A 17797-nucleotide genomic window follows, 5' to 3' on the forward strand; every position below is an offset into this window, starting at 1 on the left:
CAAGGAAGCCAACAAAACCTCTAAAGCGTTCAAATCATCGCCGCGGGTGATCCGCCGCGATAAATGAAACCAACTGTAAGGTGCCACTATGGGAAGACAGAAAGCAGTGATCAAAGCGCGTCGTGAAGCCCGCCGAGTGCTTCGCAGTGACTCTCGCAGTCATCGTCAGCGTGAAGAAGAATCGGTCACTTCGCTGGTGCAGATGGGTGGGCTGGATGCAATTGGCATGGCGCGCGATGTGCGTGACCGGTCACCAATTGAGGCCAGAAACGATGCTCAGGCGCACTATCTTAATGCCATAGAAACGAAACAGCTGATATTCGCGACCGGTGAAGCCGGCTGCGGTAAAACCTGGATCAGCGCTGCGAAAGCAGCCGAGGCCCTGATCAATAAGGACATCGAAAGGATCATTGTGACGCGCCCGGTTTTACAGGCGGATGAAGATCTCGGTTTCCTGCCAGGAGACATCTCCGAGAAATTTGCCCCCTATTTCCGACCGGTTTACGACGTTCTGGTTAAACGTCTCGGCGCTTCCTTTATGCAGTACTGCCTGCGACCCGAAATCGCCAAGGTAGAGATCGCGCCCTTCGCTTATATGCGCGGACGTACCTTTGAGAATGCGGTGGTGATTCTGGATGAGGCGCAAAACGTCACCGCTGCGCAGATGAAGATGTTCCTGACCCGCCTGGGTGAAAACGTCACGGTCATTGTCAACGGTGATGTCACCCAGTGCGACCTGCCCGCCAGCGTCAAATCTGGCCTTGCCGATGCGCTGGCGCGCTTCGAAGAGGATGAGATGATTGGCGTGGTGCGTTTCGGTAAAGACGACTGCGTTCGCTCGGCACTGTGCCAGCGTACGCTGCATGCTTACAGTTAACCTTGAAAAAATAGCTAATCTCAACCCGGCTGCGGCCGGGTTTTTCATTGCTATGCTTACGGGACGAAAAAGGGCGGAAACGATGAGCGGAGAAAGTCATGCACTCTCTTGATGTGCAGGTGGTAAGGATGGCGCAGCAGTGGGCGGAAGCGCAGCCGGTGTGGCTGTGTACCGTGCTCAGCACGTACGGATCATCGCCGCGCCCGCCGGGCGCGATGATGGTGATTCGCGCCGATGGGCGCTACAGCGGTTCCCTTTCCGGCGGCTGCGTCGAGGAGAATTTTATCACCCGCGTTCAGCAGCAGGCGTTCTCTGCCGCCAGTCAACTGGTGCGCTACGGTGAGGGGGGCGACATGCCTGACCGCGCGCTGCCGTGCGGCGGCGTACTGGATATTCTGGTCGAACGGTTGCCTGCCGGTGCCGCCACGCTGGGCTACTTACAGCAGCTGGAGGATGCGCTGACCGGCGCGCGAGCCATCACCAAACGCCTGACGCTGCCGCAGCCGTGTCACGCGCTCGAACCGGCGCCTTATACCCGGCGCACCCATACCCAGGTCACTGACAGCGAAATCGTTCTGACCCTGAGTGCCGCGCCGCGCCTGATCCTTGCCGGACTCTCCAGCGTCGCCGTTTACTGTGCCAACTTCGCGCTGGCGCTGGGATTCGAAACCATCGTCTGTGAACACCGTGAAGAGGTGCTGAGCAATATGGCGGCCGAACTGGCGCCGGACGTCAAACTGGTGCAGCAGTTTCCGGCGGTGTATCTGGAACGCGAGGGCTGCCATGCCGCTACGGCGATCCTCTCGCTGACGCATGATGCGCGTATTGACGATCTCACCATGATGGAAGCGGTTAATCTGCCGGCGTTTTATCTCGGTGCGATGGGCTCGCAGCGCAACAGCGCAAAACGCAAAGCGCGCCTGAGCGCGATTGCGGAGCTGACGCCGGCGCAGTTGCAGCGCATTCACGCACCGGTTGGGCTGGATATCGGCAGCAAAACCCCGGCGGAGATCGCGCTGGCAATCATGGCGGATATTGTGCGTCACAAAAATGGGTTAGCGGCAACGGATGCGCTTAGCCCGGTGCACGCAGCGTCTGAATGATCACATCACTCATCCCACGAAAAACCCGGATGCACCAGGATGCCAGCAGACGGGCAAACGGCTATGCCAAATTTTCGCGCCGCAAATAATCAATAAGCTGTGCTTTATGTTTCATGATGTGTTCAACGCTTGCGCTTTACCGGTAACACCTTATCTTCAGAGAAGCGTGTACAAACACCTGAACTGAGAAGGGGTATTTATGGCTAAGCGTCATTGGATTAAATCAATTGAAATTACAGCAATTATTGTCTTCGCGCTGGTGATCGCCTGGCTGGCCGTCACGGGGATCCTGTCATCAACCGGCCTCGATCATGCGTGGCCTTATCCACATCAATAACTAAGTCCGGCACTAGGGAAATCAATTACGCTTAAATATAAACAAAATAAATTATCTAACCTGCACACCCGTGTCAGCGGCGATACCGTATCACCACACAGGGTTTCGGTGTCAGATTTGCCGCGTATAAATCAGCGACGTTCGGGAAACACGTTATGCTGTTATTCGAAGTCCGCATGGCGGCTGAACATGCTCTCGCTGGTTTCACCGCACTGATGCATGATTTCAAGCACCATGGCGTCACAGGTAATGAAGCAGAGTTGCTCAAAGGCCGAGCCCATTGGCTGCGAGAATCGTCCGGCGCTACGTGCGTTATCGGTTTTAACGTTGCCGGGTAATACCAACACGCATTTGGCCAGTCTGCCGATGCCTGAATCTGCTTTCAGGGTAATCAGCGCCACATCGACACCGCGCTCAACGGCGTTCAGCGCCAGCGCTTTCAGGCTCGCGGTTTCGCCACTGCCAGAACCAATAATCAATAAATCGCCTGGTCTGGAGTGGGGTGACGAGATTTCACCCACCATGCTGACAGAGAAACCCAGATGCAACAGGCGGTTAGCGAACGCGCGGATAGCAATGCCGCTGCGCCCGGCACCCTGCAGGAAAATGTGTTTCGCGCTGCGAATTTGTGCGATCAATGCCTGCGCCTGGCTCTCATCTATCTGCCGGGCGTTATGCGCGAGTTCGGTAAGAATATGGGTGACATTTGACTGAACGGCCATGTTAACGCTCTCCCGTCACGTGAGCGTTCGTCCGTCTCATTAAACAGCGAAAAGAGTGGCCGGAACAGGGCCGGTGCTTTTTCAGTCTGGTCATCGTGCATTCCCTCTTAATTCAAAGACATCATCAGTGGATGAAAAGGATACCCTGCAGAATTTCCGGTAAGAGTACACGGTCCGCTGCCCACGCGATATTGCAGCGAAAGGGGATCTTTCGATTATGCGTCCTGTGGCACAAAAGCGGTGAGTGTGCAGAGTTGGTGGGCAGATTTGTGATGGATTGTGGCATCAAATGGGGTAGCGCAATCGCCAGATCGCGGGGTCGGTGCTGCAAGGAGAATAAAAGTGAAAAAGCTTCTGTCGATAGTCAGAGGCTTTCATGGCATCAAAGTGCACGTGCATTTCACGTGCATTTTTTTGCTGATTTTGTAGGTCTGTGTTTCTGTAATCAATTCACAAGCGGTTTTGTCCGCCTGAAGTCTTGTTACAAATGGTAGAGGGGATTGGTGAGCTTCGCTCACCCTGCGGGCAGCGTCGCAGGCTCCGCTGTCCAACTGGCATGCGCCAGTTGTCGAACCCCCAATCGGGGATTCTCATCCCCCCACGCCTGGAGAATATAAAAGAAAAAAGCCCGTACTTGCGTACAGGCTCTTCTCTGAATAATGGCGGTGAGGGGGGATACGAACCTGCGTTTATTCCTTCGTAAATAATTGATATTAAATGATTTCACAAAAGGATCTTTTTTCACGTGCACTACACGTGCATTTTTCTGAAAATCACACCGTTATTCGCTGCCGGTTTTGATCGTCGGCCTTGACAGGTGCCCATCGTAGTCATCTGCGCAGTTACAGTTACGGGTTCGTAACCATTACAAATGGCGGCTGCAACTGCCCTTGATAATGATTCTGGAGAAACTATGACCCCGGCAAAAGAGATAGGCAAATGCCTGATTACAGTGGGTGAGGATGACTATTTCTTAAGACCGTCATTTGCAAACATGATGCGAATCTGCGACCCGCAGGAGATAGTTTAGGCCTTCTTCGACCTGCATAATGATGAGCAATCATCACTGGTGAGGCGCTCTGTCGCTGCTTTTGGCGGTATTCCTGCCTGGCGAGTTATCTGAGCCGCCCGCAGTCCAGTAAGCAGGTTGTATACGCTGCTATGAATGTGCTGACGGCGTGCTGCGATGAAGATATCAGCACCCTGATTGGCGAGTTAAGGCCGGGAAAGTCCGGTAAGTGGCTATTCGTCTACCGTAAAGGCTTGATGCCAGTCACTGGTATGGTGCTGATTGCATAGTCACTCATACAGCATGGAATCATCAGCAAGGCTAAGGTAAGGAAACTGCAGCGCCATGAAGGAGGTCAGGCGTCATCTGAATTCAATGCTTTCGAGTACATCAACGCAGCGCGAACCCACCTCGGCATGAGGCGCGAGGAGGCGGAGCAGCTGACCATGACAGAGTTTCAGATGCTGCTTGCTGCGAAGTTTCCTGAGCCGAAGGGCTTTACGAAAGAAGAGTATGACGCTGTGGCTGATGACTATATAAATAGGAAGGGTAAGCGAGAAATAATTTACAATCGCACCATATAACAATGTATGTAAATTATATTTAGCGTGGTATAGTTTTCGGCATCAAAAAGGAGATTTTTATGCATTTAAATAATGTTTTTGGTGTCTCAAAAGATCCGGTAGCCAGTTATATTGAACGTGACGCGGTTGATCAGGCTCTGTCTGATGCACTAGCAACAACAAAGCAAATTGTTATTTATGGCTCATCTAAACAAGGTAAGACTGCCCTATTACAAAGGCATTTATCTGAGGAGCAGAGGTCAACCTACCACTGTGGACCTACCAGCAGCGCAGAAGATATTTACAGAGCGTTTCTGCGTGGGTTCGGCATTGAGATTACTACAGAAAAGTCTACAACCAATTCTAAAGAAGCTACCGCATCAGCTAAAACAACATTTTCGGCTATTTTACCTTTCTTGGCGAAAGCAGATGTTGAGCTAGGTGGGGAGGGTAAGGCTGGTAGAGAAACTCAAACTACCACAAGGCCAATTGAGTTCAATTTAACTGCGGCGCAGGATGTTGGAGAGTTGCTTTTATCTGTAGGTGGCGGTGAAAAGTTTTTAGTTTTGGAAAATTTTCATTATCTTTCTGTTGAGGTTCAAGGGCAACTGGCATTTGATTTGCGCACCTTTGAAGAGATGGGTATACGTTTCATAATACTTGGCGTTTGGCGTGAGAACAACAGACTAATACAATTCAATGGTGATTTGCAGGATCGTATGGCCGAAGTTCCAGTGGAGCCATGGGAAGAAACAGATTTTGCTAGAATTGCGGAGGCTGGGGAAAAAGCTCTAAATATTGCTATTGATGACACCATTAAGAATAAAATCTTTCATCAGGCTCATGGTAGTGTCGCTGTGGTGCAAGAGTTACTCAAGAAATTTTGTGAGTTGTCAGGAGTTAAAAGTGTACTCTTGGAATTTGAAGAGTTAACAGATGAAGAAATTTTAAAGTCAGCTATATTTGCAAAAGTTGCTGAGTATTCATCTAGACATGTCAGAAGCCTTGAGTCAATTGCTGCTGGCAGCAGGAGTAGAAGGCCTAGCGAAGATGCAGTAGCTTTGTATCTACAGTATTATCTCGTACAAGTTCTTTTAAGTCGTAGTTATGTAGAACTAAAAGACGGAATCGAAAGGAAAACACTTCAGGAATTAATAAGAGAGATTCATTCTCATCCTGAAAATGTTAGGACGTCCGACGTTACAGGTACCTTAAAAAGGCTATCTATCCTACAAACCAATCAAAATATCGTCCCTCCGCTTTTTGATTATGACCAAGGAACTAGGCGTTTAAAAATTGTGGATTCAACTCTTTACTTTTTCATCGACAATTGCGACGCTGATGAAGTAATGGACGAGATACCTCACCCTGATTCCCTAGCTGGTTCGTGAAATTATACCTCTCATACCTGTAAAGTTGAGCGGTTTGCGTTTACTCCATGCTACGATTTCCCCACTGTTACTTATGGGGATAGGGATATGAAGCTTCAGGGTTTTGCTCCTCAAAAGGTCGCATGGTTCAGAGATTAGGTGCTGAAAAAGAACTTCTTAGAAGTCGTCGATTTGCACTTTACCCTAACCGGGGCTGTTAAAACGCATTACCGACTGCGTGGTGATGAAAAGCATCTAAGGATTGCAATCAGCGCCTGTGAATACATGGTCAGCATTTCGGACATCGTGATGGATGCTTTGATTGCGCAGGCCCATTACCAGATTTACGAATACGAGCAGATCATTGGCCCGTATCCTCATCCCAGAACTTTCGTCAGACCAACGAATGTCGGCTATGACCAATTAGGTGTTCTATTACGGCGTTATAAGCAGGCCGAAAGAGATACTACCCTGAAAGAGAAAATGCTCTCTGAAGGTTGGAAGGGAGGGACGATAAACCTTTCCGAAGTCAAAGGTCGATACTTCTTACATCAAAAAGGATAAGGATATGAAGAAACTGATTTTGGGTGCAATGGCCATAGTTGCGGTCATTACAGCGGCCAACAAGCCCCCTTACAAGTTTCACGTACCGTCAGATTGATTCGTTTCGCTCACCCTGCGGGCAGCGTCCCAGGCTCCGCTGTCCAACTGGCATGCGCCAGTTGTCGAACCCCCCATCGGGGATTCTCATCCCCCCACGTCTGGAGAATATAAAAGAAAAAAGCCCGTACTTGCGTTCAGGCTCTTCTCTGAATGATGGCGGTGAGGGGGGGATTGATTCGCTTCGCTCACCCTGCGGGCAGCGTCGCAGGCTCCGCTGTCCAACTGGCATGCGCCAGTTGTCGAACCCCCATCGGGGATTCTCATCCCCCCCCCACGCCTGGAGAATATAAAAGAAAAAAGCCCGTACTTGCGTACAGGCTCTTCTCTGAATGATGGCGGTGAGGGGGGGATTCGAACCCCCGATACGTTGCCGTATACACACTTTCCAGGCGTGCTCCTTCAGCCACTCGGACACCTCACCACATTTTGTTTGCTGACCGCACTGGGTCAACGGGGCGCTACTATAGGGAGTTCAGCGATAAGGGTCAAGGGCTATTTTCTCCTTTTTTTCTATTCGCTTAACCTCTGCGCAGATTGCCTTAAGCCTCTCCACTTTGCCGCTTTTGTCATCAAAACATTCCTTAACTGACACAAAAGTGTCACCGCACTGTCGCAGACTTGTCGGCGGAAACATTTGGTTATATCTACGGATAAGGATGCTGATAAATGAAACGCTTGCCTCTTTTCACGCTCTCTCTGCTGGCTTCACTCACCACCCCGTCCGCGCTGGCAGAGAGCACCAGCTATCAACGCGCAGCCACTGGCGATATTACCCAGCACGGCGGCGCGCGTCGCCTGAGCGGTGACCAGACCGAGGCGCTGAAAGCCTCATTGAGCAATAGCACGGCGAAGAATGTCATCCTGCTGATTGGCGATGGCATGGGCGATTCCGAAATCACCGCGGCGCGCAATCAGGCGATGGGGGCCGGCGGCTTCTTTCCCGGTATTGATGCGCTGCCGCTCACCGGCCAGTACACCCATTACTCGCTGGACAAGAAAACGCACAAGCCAAACTACGTAACGGATTCTGCCGCGTCGGCCACCGCCTGGGCCACCGGCACGAAAACCTATAACGGCGCGATTGGCGTCGATGTCAACGGCACAGATCAGGTTACGCTGCTTGAGCTGGCCAAAGCAGCCGGTAAAGCCACCGGCAACGTCTCGACCGCAGAACTGCAGGATGCCACGCCGGCCGCGCTGATGGCGCACGTTACCTCGCGCAAATGCTACGGCCCGGAAAAAACCAGCGAGCTGTGTCCGGGTAACGCGCTGGAGCAGGGCGGGAAAGGATCGATCAGCGAGCAGCTGCTGCAAACCCGTCCCGACGTCACGCTGGGCGGCGGTGCCAAATCTTTCGCTGAGCGGGCTAAAGCGGGCGACTATCAGGGCAAAACCCTGCGCGAGCAGGCCGAAATACGGGGGTTCCAGCTGGTCGATAATCTTGCCGCGCTGAATGCGGTACAGCAGGCGAATCAACAGACGCCACTGCTGGGGCTGTTCTCGGAGGGCAACATGCCGGTGCGCTGGCAGGGGCCGAAAGCCAGCTATCACGGTAATCTGGATAAACCGGTGGTGACCTGTGAGGTCAACAAAGATCGTCCGGCATCAATGCCAACCCTGGCGCAGATGACGCAAAAAGCCATCGACCTGCTCAGCCACAACGACAACGGCTTCTTCCTGCAGGTGGAGGGCGCGTCGATTGATAAGCAGGATCACGCCGCCAACCCGTGCGGTCAGATTGGTGAAACCGTCGATTTAGATGAGGCGGTGCAGGTGGCGCTGGCGTATGCGCGCGAGCATGGCGATACGCTGGTGGTGGTCACCGCCGATCACGCGCACAGCAGCCAGATCGTCGAAAACGGCACTAAAGCGCCGGGTCTGACTCAGGCGCTCAACACCAAAGATGGCGCAGTGATGACCATCAGCTACGGTAACTCGGAAGAGGATTCCCAGGAGCACACCGGCACCCAGCTGCGCATCGCGGCCTACGGTCCGCACGCGGCGAATGTGGTCGGCCTGACCGATCAGACCGACCTGTTCTTCACGCTAAAGCAGGCGATGGCATTGAAGTAAGCGCGTCAGTGCGGGCGGATGCGCAGCACCAGCAGTCCGCCCAGCACCAGTCCGCCAGCGGCCAGCAGCAGCGCGGGGTGCAGGGAAGCAAAAATCTGCACGCTGGCGGCGGAGATCAGCGGCCCGATTAGCTGGCCAGTGGCATAGCCTGACGTCAATATCGCCACGGTTTTTGCCACGCTGATATTGGAGACGGCGCGCGCCAGCTGCATCGACAGCTGCATAATCGAAAGAAACCCCAGCCCGACTATCACCGTTGAGATCAGCAGCCCGCTCACGCCCGGGATGAGCACGCCGCTTGCCACGCCCAGCCCCTGCAGGATCATAACCCACGCCAGGCTGAGGCGCGTATTCAGGCGCGCTGAAAACAGCATAATCAGCACCACGCCAGCCACTGCGCAAAGTCCAAACAGCGGCCAGAAAAGCGCTGCCAGCTGACCCTGCGCAAACAGGCTGTGCGCCATTTGTGACAAAAACGTCGCGGGTAAAATGTAGCCGAAACCGGCCAGCGTATAGGCCAGCCATAGCCGTTTTACCGCACTACCCGGTGCCGCCGGCGCACTTTCCCGCTGCCGGGCGGGGAGCGACGCGGGCAGCGCGCGCCACAGCAGCAGCACGCCAGCCAGCGCTACCACGCCATAGCATTGCCAGGCGCGATCGTCATTCAGGTGTAACCGGGTGATAAGCCACGCCAGCACGCCGCTCAGGGTGATGCCCGCTCCCGGGCCGGCAAATACCGCGGCGGACATGCGCGGGGCTTGCTGCTGTGCCAGCACCATCTGCGTCCAGGAGGTGACGATAATCAGGGCCCAGGCACCACCGATACCCGCCACCACACGGAACAGGCACTGCAGCACCCAGGCATGACTAAAGCCGGAGAGCAGGGTCACCAGCGCGGTGGCCAGCAAACCGGCCTTCAGGTAGCGCACGTGATGGGCGGTGATGCGGCTCACGTGCAGTGCGCCCAGCAGATAGCCGATGTAATTCATCGCTGCCAGCACACCAGCGCTGGAGAGCGTCAGGTGACCGTTGGCGATCATCAGCGGGATCTGCGGCGTGAGTGAAAAACGGCCGATACCCATTACCACAATCAGGGTCACCATGCCGGTGAGCATGGTGATCAGGCTCACCCGGGTGTGCCGGACTGCTTGCCGTCCGGCGGAAACTGAATCTGCTGACATACTTTGCTTTACTCCGCTGAGATACCTTACTCTGTCCGGTGATAGTAAATGTCAATCAGTCAGTGAAAAATGGGGTGGTTTATCCTATGACTACAGGTCATACCCAGGCCGTCAAATCGCGTGGTGAAGATGTAAAAAACTTCCTTACCCGCCAGCGCGCGCGTATTGATCCGCAGATCTATGGCTTCAGCCGGCAAAACCGGCGCGTCAGCGGACTGCGGCGCGAAGAAGTGGCACAGCTGGCAGCGGTCAGCGTCAGCTGGTACACCTGGCTCGAGCAGGGTCGCGACATCAGTATTTCGCCCGCCGCGCTGCAGCGCATCGGCAAAGTGCTACAGCTCTCGGTCACCGAGCAGGAGTATCTTGAAGCGCTGGTGTTTGGTAACGCACATTCGCAACCCTTCAGCCATGAATTGCCGCCTGAGGTGAGGGCGATGGTGGATGCGCTGGACCCGCATCCGGCGTTTGTGCGCCGCGCCAACATGGATATTGTCTACTGGAATCCGGCGGCGCAGTCGCTGATTGTCGACTGGGCGGCCCTGCCGCCGGCGGATCGCAACTCGCTCAAGCTAATGTTCATCAGTGAAGCCTACCAGCAGCGCATTCATGGCTGGGAAGAGGCGGCGCGCCATACGCTGTCGGCGTTTCGCGCCGGTTATGCCGCCAGCAATCAGGCGCAGGAATTCGAAGTGGTGATCGAGGATTTGCTGGCGCGCAGCGCCGGGTTTCGCACGCTGTGGAATGACCATGATGTGGGGAAAATCGGCGCGGGTAATAAAACCCTGATTGATGTCGAAGGCAGGATGCAGACATATACCTTTACCTCGCTGCAAATTGAGCAGGCACCGGGAATGCATCTGATCTTCTATCTGGCGCATTAGCGCGGCGTGCGCAGGTCGGGCGCACGCCGCCGGGGAGATTACAGACCGCGCTGTGCCATCAGGCGCGCGAGGTCAACCAGACGGTTGGAGAAGCCCCATTCGTTATCGTACCAGGCAAGGATCTTCACCAGGTTGCCACCAATCACCAGCGTCGATAAGCCGTCGATGATCGATGAGCGCGCATCGCCCTGATAATCGCTGGAAACCAGCGGCTCATCGCTGTAGCCGAGGATACCCTGCAGCGGACCGGCAGCAGCAGCGGCTTTAAAGGCGTCATTCACCTCTTCGGCCGTCACGTCGCGTTTCAGCGTCACCGTCAGATCCACTACCGACACCACCGGCACCGGCACGCGCAGCGAGTAACCGGTTAAGCGGCCTTCCAGTTCCGGAATCACCCGGCCGAGCGCTTTAGCCGCGCCGCTGGAGTAGGGCACAATCGACAGCGCCGCCGCACGCGCGCCGCGCAGATCTTTCTCTGGCTGGTCGTGCAGCGCCTGACTGTTGGTGTAGGCATGGGTGGTGTTCATCAGACCGTGCTCAATACCAAACGCCTGATGCAGCACCTGCGCGGCGGGCGCCAGGCCGTTAGTGGTACAGCTGCCGTTGCTCACTACAAAGTGCTGCTGCGGATCGTAGCGCTGGTCATTGACGCCCATCACAATCGTCAAATCATCATTTTTGCCCGGCGCAGAGATGATCACGCGTTTGGCGCCGCCGTGCGTGATATGCACCGCGGCCTTGTCACGCTCGGTAAAAAAGCCGGTGGCTTCGATGACGATATCCACGCCCACGTCACGCCAGCGAATATTGGCCGGATCGCGCTCGCTGAACACTCGCACTGGTTTGCCATCAATGCGCAGCTCGCCGTCGCCAGCGCTGACTTCTGCCGGCAGCCGACCCAGCAGGGAGTCGTGCTTCAGCAGATGCGCCAGCGTTTTGCTGTCGGTGAGATCGTTAATCGCCACAATATCGATGTCGCTGCTGCCCAGCGCGGCGCGGAATACGTTACGTCCGATACGGCCAAAACCGTTAATGCCTAACTTGATCATGACTGACTCCTTAGTGAAGTTACTGCAGTCACTGTAGGCCTGGCGTGCACTGGCGTAAACGACAAAAAAGGATCACTTTACGCCATTTTGCGGCTGTGAAAGCGCTGGCGATATTCGTTAGGCGTGAGATGCAGCTGGCGCTCGAAGCTGCGCCGCAGGTTGATGCTGCTGCCAAAGCCGGTGGCGATGGCGATGCGTTCCAGCGTCTCGCGCGTCTGCTCCAGCCGCTCGCGCGCCGCCGCCAGCCGCGCTTCTGCCACATAGCGCGCCGGTGAAACGCCGGTTTCGCGGCTGAACACGCGGGTAAAGTTACGCGGGCTCATCGCCACCTGGGCTGCGAGTTTCTCCACCGACAGGTCTTCCGCCAGATGGGCGGCGATCCAGCTCTGCAACTGAGCAATCGGCCCCGACTCGCTGACGGACTGCAGGTGAAAGCGGCTGAACTGCATCTGGCCGCCGGGACGACGCAGATACATCACCATATCCTGCGCGATGTCGCGCGCCACGCTGAAACCAAAATCTTCCTCTACCAGCGCCAGCGTCAGATCGAAGCCGGAGCTGACGCCGCCAGAGGTCCAGATTGGGCCGTCCTGGATATACAGCGGGCCGCCTTCAACCTGCACGCGCGGATAGCTGGCCTGCAGCGTGTCCAGCAGACGCCAGTGGCTGGTGGCGCGCCGGCCATCCAGCAATCCCGCCTCCGCCAGCAGCATCGCCGCCCCGCAAATCGACACCACGCGGCGCGCCTGCGGGGCAGCCAGCTTAATCCAGTCCACCACCATGTTGCGTTCTTCGGGGTTATCACCGCGGCCGGTAATCATGATGGTGTCCCAGCGTTCGCGCGGATCGAGTTCAGCCAGTTTGAGGTCGGCGAGCAGATTGAGGCCAGACTGGCCGTGGATCACCTGGTGCGGCTGCGTGGTCGCAATGCTGATGCGATAGCGTGCGCCAGCCACGCCCACCGGCAGGTGCAGGTTGGCGTGCATCAGGATGTCGGCGATACCCGCCGCTTCGAACAGCATGCCGCCGTCCGGGACAATAATCAGAAAGGTTTTCATGGCGTAAAATGTACCTGCACCACGAAAGAAGTCAATGTGCTATGGGCTATCAGGCGCGCGAGCTGAATACCCGGCCGCGGCCATCAGACGGGGCGTTTCCGGCCTGTTGGTTCAGGCGCTATATTTATATAAAATCATGATGTCGCAAATGATCTTATATCCATCATCGTGCAGTTAAAAATATCTGCAGACTGAAGCGTTGAATGCCAGATTAATCAGGTGCCTGTTATTTTGGAAGTGAAATGCCAGGATGGGTTAAGAGAAACTCTATTTTATAAAGCATTCCTTTGCCAGGCAGTGATAATGACTACGATAATGAGCAGCTGAGTAAATCAGACTTAAAACCATCAATTATATTCAACCTGCAGAAAAGTCAAACCACGCTCCCGGGTAATGTGCGCGGTGCCCAGCGCGTAAGGTAATTCACGCGCGGCACCATTAACCTGCAGGGTTTCGCTCTTTTTAATCCCTTCGCGCGTGCAGTTCAGCGAGACGCTGCGCGTCACGGCATAATCACAGGAGGGTTCAACAATCGCGCCGACGAACGTGATTTGACCGTCGGCGGCAAGGGTGGCGTGGCTGGCAAGTAAAGCTATCATCGGTAACAGCAATCTTTTCATCACAGAGGCCCTTTGAGAAGTCGGGAATTATCCGGTTAATGTTGTCTTAATGACTAATAGCGCGCCACAGTTGAATATTGCTTAAACCGGATAGATTTATTAGCGGGATAACGTCGGGACAGAAAACGGGCAGATATCGTGGTGGCGCAAGCTGCTGAGGGAGAGAAAAGCGGGCTGCGATGAAGGTAATCAGGCGCACCCGACATCGGTGCGCTCTTGTGGTTTATCAGCTGCGGGAAATCTGAGCCAGCGTCACGTCGGCTGACGCAGCGTCTGCGGCGACACCGTCGATAAACAGCGCACGCTGTTCACCGGCGGGCAGGGCAATCTGCAACGTTTGCCATGCCGGCTGATAGTCACCTTTGCGCCGCAGCGTGAGGTGAATGGCTGTGGCTTCGCAACGCATTTCCCATTGCAGCCACAGCGCATTGCCCTGCTGATAACCCCAGGATTCGCCATCATCTTCGAACAGTTCGCCGCGGCTCACGCCTTTGCCCTGCAACGGATAGAGCTGCAGCGTGCGACGATCGTCTGCCGCGGCGTCGACGTGAGCAATACGCTCGCTGAGTGGCAGTGCCGCACCTGCGCGCACCAACAGCGGCTGCGTTTCCAGGGGCGCAGGCAAGGTGATCCATTGACCCCCGCTGTACCACTGCTGCGTGGCGAAATCATACCAGCCGGTCTGGTTGTCGGGCAGCCACAGGCGGCGTTCACGCTGGCCGGGTTCCACCACGCTGGCGACCAGCAGATCGCGGCCGAGCAGGAATTCATCACACTCAGCAAAGGTCTGGGCATCGTGTTCATGATCGAGGAACGTCGGGCGCAGCATCGGTTCATCGTCCGCATGCGCCTGCCACAGCAGCGTGTAAAGATACGGCAGCAGGCGATAGCGCAGCGCGATGGCCGCCCGAATCGCGGGCGTGACCGAAGGATACATCCACGGCTCATTCACGGTGTGATCGTCATTCCACGAATGAATGGTGAAGCGCGGATGCATGACGCCATTCTGCACCCAGCGCACAAAGAGTTCTGCGTCGGGTTTATCGCCCGAGAAGCCGCCGACATCGTGACCGACGTTATACAAGCCGGACAGGCTCATGCCGAGGCCCATGCGAATGTTGTAGCGCAGCGAGGTCCAGTTGGTGCGGTTATCGCCGCTCCAGGTTTGCACGTAGCGCTGCATCCCGGCGCAGCCGGAGCGCGAAATCAGGAACGGTCGCTGTTCGGGGGCAAAGCGCTGTTGCGCCTCCATCGAGGCGCGCATCATCAGCAGCGGCATCACCGGGCGAATATGCTTGATGGCAATCGGCGTACCGAAGCCGTGGCAGCGCGCTTCGCCGTCCCAGACTTCATACTCGTTGTTATCATTCCAGGTGGCGTCGATGCCTTTTTCCAGCAGCTGACGGGTGACGTTCTCCTGCCACCAGGCCACCGTTTGCGGATGGGTGAAATCGAGGTGCGATCCTTCATCATCCCAGAACACCGAGCGCTCTGGCACATCTTCTTCCGAATCGCGGATAAACAGTCCCTGAGCCGCGACTTCTTCATAGCGCGGGTGATCCTGCAGCAGGCAGGGTTTGATGTTGGCCGCCAGGCGCAGCCCGGCATCGTGAAATGCCTCGCTCATCGCTTCCGGCTGCGGCACTTTGTCGTAGTTCCAGTTGAACACATAACGCTTGTTATTGATCGAGGTATAACCCGAAGAGAGCTGGAAGGAGTCGCACGGAATAGCGTGCTCCTCACACAGGCGGATGAAGTTCATCAGCTGGTTTTGCGCGTCCGGCGCATCGGTGTAGTGCATGGTCGAGCCGCTGTAGCCCAGACTCCATTTGGGGCCGAACAGCGTTTTGCCGGTCAGGCGCACGAAGGTTTTGGTGATATCCAGCACCCGCTTACCGACAAACAGGTAGTAATCGATATCGCCACTCTCCGCCTGCCAGCGGCGATACGGCTGGTGATAGTTATCCAGCTCGTTACCCAGATCGAACCAGCTGGTGCTGAGGTTATCGTAGAACAGGCCAAAGCTGACGTCGTTACGCCGCGTGAGGGTGAAGGGCACATGTTTGTACAGCGGATCGGTGTAGGAGGCGTTGTAACCCATAGCATCCAGATTACGCATCTCAAAGCGTTTGCCGTTGCGTTGCAGATCGCCAGTTTTTTCGCCCAGACCGTAGTAGCGGTCGTCCGCCATGCGGCGCTGATAGTGCGCCACGCCGTCGCCGTGTGCGTTGATCTGATAGGCGCTGGTGGGGCGATCGCCGGTCAGCAGTTGCCAGTCGCCTGCGGCATCACGGTACTGCCACTCCAGCGCCAGCGGCTGACGCACTATCACGCGCAGCGTGTCGGTACTGATGGTCAGACAATTGGCTTCTTCCTCCAGCGTAAAACCGGGCAGGCTAAACCCGGCCAGGCTGTCGCGCGGACGCCCTTCCCATGGAACATCCTGTTCCGGCGCAATGCTCCAGGTGCGGTCCAGACTGTAGTTGCCGTGGCGCTTGATCACCACGCGGAACAGACCTTTTTCCAGCACGTACAGGCACAGATGGTGTTTGCCATCGACGTTAAGCACCACATGGTGACGATCAGAATGGGCTAAAGACCAGTTTTTTAAGGTTTTCATCGTTACCTACTTCATTGGGTCGCTGAACGACGCTCAGCAATAAACGCAATCAGGAAGACTGCACCGATCAGGTCAAAAAAGCCCATGGCGACAAACAGCGGGTTAAAGCCGATTTTGTCAGCCGTCACGCCAATCACCAGCGAAAACAGGAAGCTGGAGATCCAGGCAAATGAGCCGCGCATGCCATTCACCGTGGCCATCTGGCCCTTATCGAATTTTTCCACCACCAGCGCACTTAACATGCAGGAGATGATCTGATGACCAAAACCGCCAATTGAGATCAGGGCAATCGCGACATAGGGGTCTTTGGTCATCGCCACCAGTGCCAGCGACAGCATCAGAAAGGCGCCGGTGACCGAGCTGGCGACAACGGAATTTACCTGCCTGAAGCCAAACAGCCGGGTATAGATGCGCGTCAGGTAGCCGCTGGCTGCACTGCCGAGATCCGCCGCGAGGAACGGCAGCCAGGCGAACATGGCAATCTGTTTCAGGTCCATTCCCAGGTCTTTTGCCAGATAGAGCGGTACCCAGAAGCTCAGCACGCCCCATGCCGGTTCAGCCATAAAAGCGGGAATGGCGATACCGTAAAAACGCTTGTTTCTGGAGACGGTTTTCAGGGCTTTGAAAAAGGGCAGTTTGACCGCCGGTGGCTCATTATCCTGACGAATAAAGGCCAGCTCATCGCTGCTGAGATTCGGGTTACGTTCCGGATCGCGATACAACAGCCACCACAGCACCACCCAGCCCAGAGCCAGACAGCCGGTAAACAGGAATGCGCCCTGCCAGCCGAACGAGGCGTGGGCAAAGTAGATGATGGGAGGTGCGAGCATGGCGCCAATCGAGAAGCCGACGCCGGCCCAGCCGGCCGCGATCGGACGCTCTTTTTTCGGGAACCATTCACCAATCACTTTGGCGTTAGCCGGCGTGGCGGCCGCTTCAGCTCCGCCCATGACAAAGCGCAAAATGGCCAGGTGCAACCAGCTGGCGGCGCCGGCATGGAACAGACAGGCCAGCGCCCAGATGGTGGCGCAGATGAAGAAGCCGAGTTTGAGGCCAATGACGTCAATCAGCCAGCCGCAGATCGGTTGAAAGAAGGTATAAGCCAGCTGAAAAGCGCCGACTATCCATGAATATTGTTCTGTGGTGATGCCGAGACTGGTTTTCAGCTCGGGGGCCAGAATGCCTAACGAGTTACGGGTAATGTAGTTGACGGTGACGCCGGCCAGAAACAGCACCAGCACCCACCAGCGCAGATGACGGATGACGCGTTTCGTGCCGGTTGCGGCAATCCCTGGATTCAAACTGCGGTTCATCGGATTCTCCATTCATTATTAACAGCATGTGTGAGCAACGTCTGTGACTGCCTGGCCGGAGGTGGAGTCCATACCGGCCAGCGCATAACCCCTGGCCCTTGATTGCCGGGCGTGGCGTGATGCGTCCTGTTTTACCTATCCGCCGGGAGTGAACCACAGTTAGGCCAGGTGGTCGCCAGCCTGATGCGGTATTTGTGATCTGGTTAACCAAAATCATTTATCAGGTTGACTTCCGGCGGTGAAAAGCCGAATTTGACGCTGCGCAGGCACTTTTTATGACTCATAAAGCGCTTCGCTTGTAAAATTGGTCAACCAAAATGGAAGGGCTTTGAGGATGATGCTCAGGCCCGCAGGAGAG

The 17797-nt window shown here is 55.6% G+C and carries 14 protein-coding genes, 1 tRNA gene, 1 other RNA gene and 1 pseudogene; 8 read left to right on the forward strand and 9 right to left on the reverse strand.

All coding sequences use genetic code 11. The features are described 5' to 3' along the window. The first annotated feature begins 88 nt into the window (after window positions 1-88). The 3 genes from phoH (at window position 89) to E7738_RS03450 (ending at window position 2317) form a co-directional block, all read left to right on the forward strand. Window positions 89-877, forward strand: coding sequence for a phosphate starvation-inducible protein PhoH (gene phoH, locus E7738_RS03440; RefSeq protein WP_021509913.1), 789 nt, complete (start codon window positions 89-91; stop codon window positions 875-877). A 98-nt stretch (window positions 878-975) separates the two neighbouring features. Next, entirely contained in the window at window positions 976-1980 is a 1005-nt protein-coding gene (locus E7738_RS03445) for an XdhC family protein (protein ID WP_241798914.1), read from the forward strand. A gap of 199 nt (window positions 1981-2179) precedes the next feature. Then, window positions 2180-2317: a hypothetical protein gene (locus E7738_RS03450; protein ID WP_021509915.1), complete on the forward strand. Its 138-nt coding sequence runs from the start codon at window positions 2180-2182 to the stop codon at window positions 2315-2317. Between the two features lie 161 nt (window positions 2318-2478). Here E7738_RS03450 and hxlB read toward each other — a convergent pair whose 3' ends face one another. Then, on the reverse strand, window positions 2479-3039 hold the full coding sequence (hxlB, locus tag E7738_RS03455; protein WP_241798915.1) for a 6-phospho-3-hexuloisomerase: 561 nt from the start codon (window positions 3037-3039) through the stop codon (window positions 2479-2481). A 1042-nt stretch (window positions 3040-4081) separates the two neighbouring features. Between hxlB and E7738_RS03460 the strand changes: the two are divergent. The 3 genes and pseudogenes from E7738_RS03460 (at window position 4082) to E7738_RS03470 (ending at window position 6545) form a co-directional block, all read left to right on the forward strand. Then, window positions 4082-4632: pseudogene (locus E7738_RS03460) on the forward strand (DUF6246 family protein). 59 nt (window positions 4633-4691) lie between these two features. Next, the gene (locus E7738_RS03465) at window positions 4692-6002 is read left to right on the forward strand and encodes a hypothetical protein (protein ID WP_394516099.1); all 1311 of its coding nucleotides are present in this window, start codon (window positions 4692-4694) and stop codon (window positions 6000-6002) included. 138 nt (window positions 6003-6140) lie between these two features. Further along, window positions 6141-6545: a hypothetical protein gene (locus E7738_RS03470; protein ID WP_394516100.1), complete on the forward strand. Its 405-nt coding sequence runs from the start codon at window positions 6141-6143 to the stop codon at window positions 6543-6545. A gap of 253 nt (window positions 6546-6798) precedes the next feature. On the opposite strand, the gene E7738_RS03475 is transcribed toward E7738_RS03470, so the two are convergent. Beyond that, a non-coding RNA gene (locus E7738_RS03475) (RtT sRNA) lies at window positions 6799-6929 on the reverse strand. Window positions 6930-6977: 48 nt separating this feature from the next. After that, window positions 6978-7065, reverse strand: a tRNA-Ser gene (locus E7738_RS03480). 245 nt (window positions 7066-7310) lie between these two features. Between E7738_RS03480 and phoA the strand changes: the two genes are divergently transcribed. Further along, window positions 7311-8717, forward strand: a complete 1407-nt coding sequence (gene phoA, locus E7738_RS03485; RefSeq protein ID WP_394516101.1) for an alkaline phosphatase — start codon at window positions 7311-7313, stop codon at window positions 8715-8717. Between the two features lie 5 nt (window positions 8718-8722). Here the strand turns inward: phoA and E7738_RS03490 are convergent, their stop codons facing one another. Beyond that, window positions 8723-9898 carry a YbfB/YjiJ family MFS transporter gene (locus tag E7738_RS03490; protein WP_394516102.1) on the reverse strand — a complete coding sequence of 392 codons (1176 nt, stop codon included), beginning with the start codon at window positions 9896-9898 and terminating at the stop codon, window positions 8723-8725. An 86-nt stretch (window positions 9899-9984) separates the two neighbouring features. Here E7738_RS03490 and E7738_RS03495 point away from each other — a divergent pair, with 86 nt between their 5' ends. Then, on the forward strand, window positions 9985-10779 hold the full coding sequence (locus tag E7738_RS03495) for a helix-turn-helix transcriptional regulator (RefSeq protein WP_058757432.1): 795 nt from the start codon (window positions 9985-9987) through the stop codon (window positions 10777-10779). A 38-nt stretch (window positions 10780-10817) separates the two neighbouring features. On the opposite strand, the gene gap is transcribed toward E7738_RS03495, so the two are convergent. The 5 genes from gap to E7738_RS03520 form a co-directional block, all read right to left on the reverse strand. After that, window positions 10818-11828: a type I glyceraldehyde-3-phosphate dehydrogenase gene (gap, locus tag E7738_RS03500; RefSeq protein ID WP_394516103.1), complete on the reverse strand. Its 1011-nt coding sequence runs from the start codon at window positions 11826-11828 to the stop codon at window positions 10818-10820. Window positions 11829-11905: 77 nt separating this feature from the next. After that, window positions 11906-12886: a GlxA family transcriptional regulator gene (locus E7738_RS03505; RefSeq protein ID WP_059009576.1), complete on the reverse strand. Its 981-nt coding sequence runs from the start codon at window positions 12884-12886 to the stop codon at window positions 11906-11908. 347 nt (window positions 12887-13233) lie between these two features. Then, complete coding sequence (locus E7738_RS03510; protein WP_394516104.1) at window positions 13234-13485, reverse strand: hypothetical protein; 252 nt, start codon at window positions 13483-13485, stop codon at window positions 13234-13236. Between the two features lie 247 nt (window positions 13486-13732). Then, window positions 13733-16126, reverse strand: a complete 2394-nt coding sequence (locus tag E7738_RS03515) for a glycoside hydrolase family 31 protein (RefSeq protein WP_394516105.1) — start codon at window positions 16124-16126, stop codon at window positions 13733-13735. 11 nt (window positions 16127-16137) lie between these two features. Further along, a complete protein-coding gene (locus tag E7738_RS03520; protein ID WP_021509925.1) occupies window positions 16138-17439 on the reverse strand; it encodes an MFS transporter in 1302 nt (433 codons plus the stop codon). Between the last annotated feature and the right edge of the window lie 358 nt (window positions 17440-17797).

The organism is Pantoea sp. SGAir0430 (genome assembly GCF_043549295.1).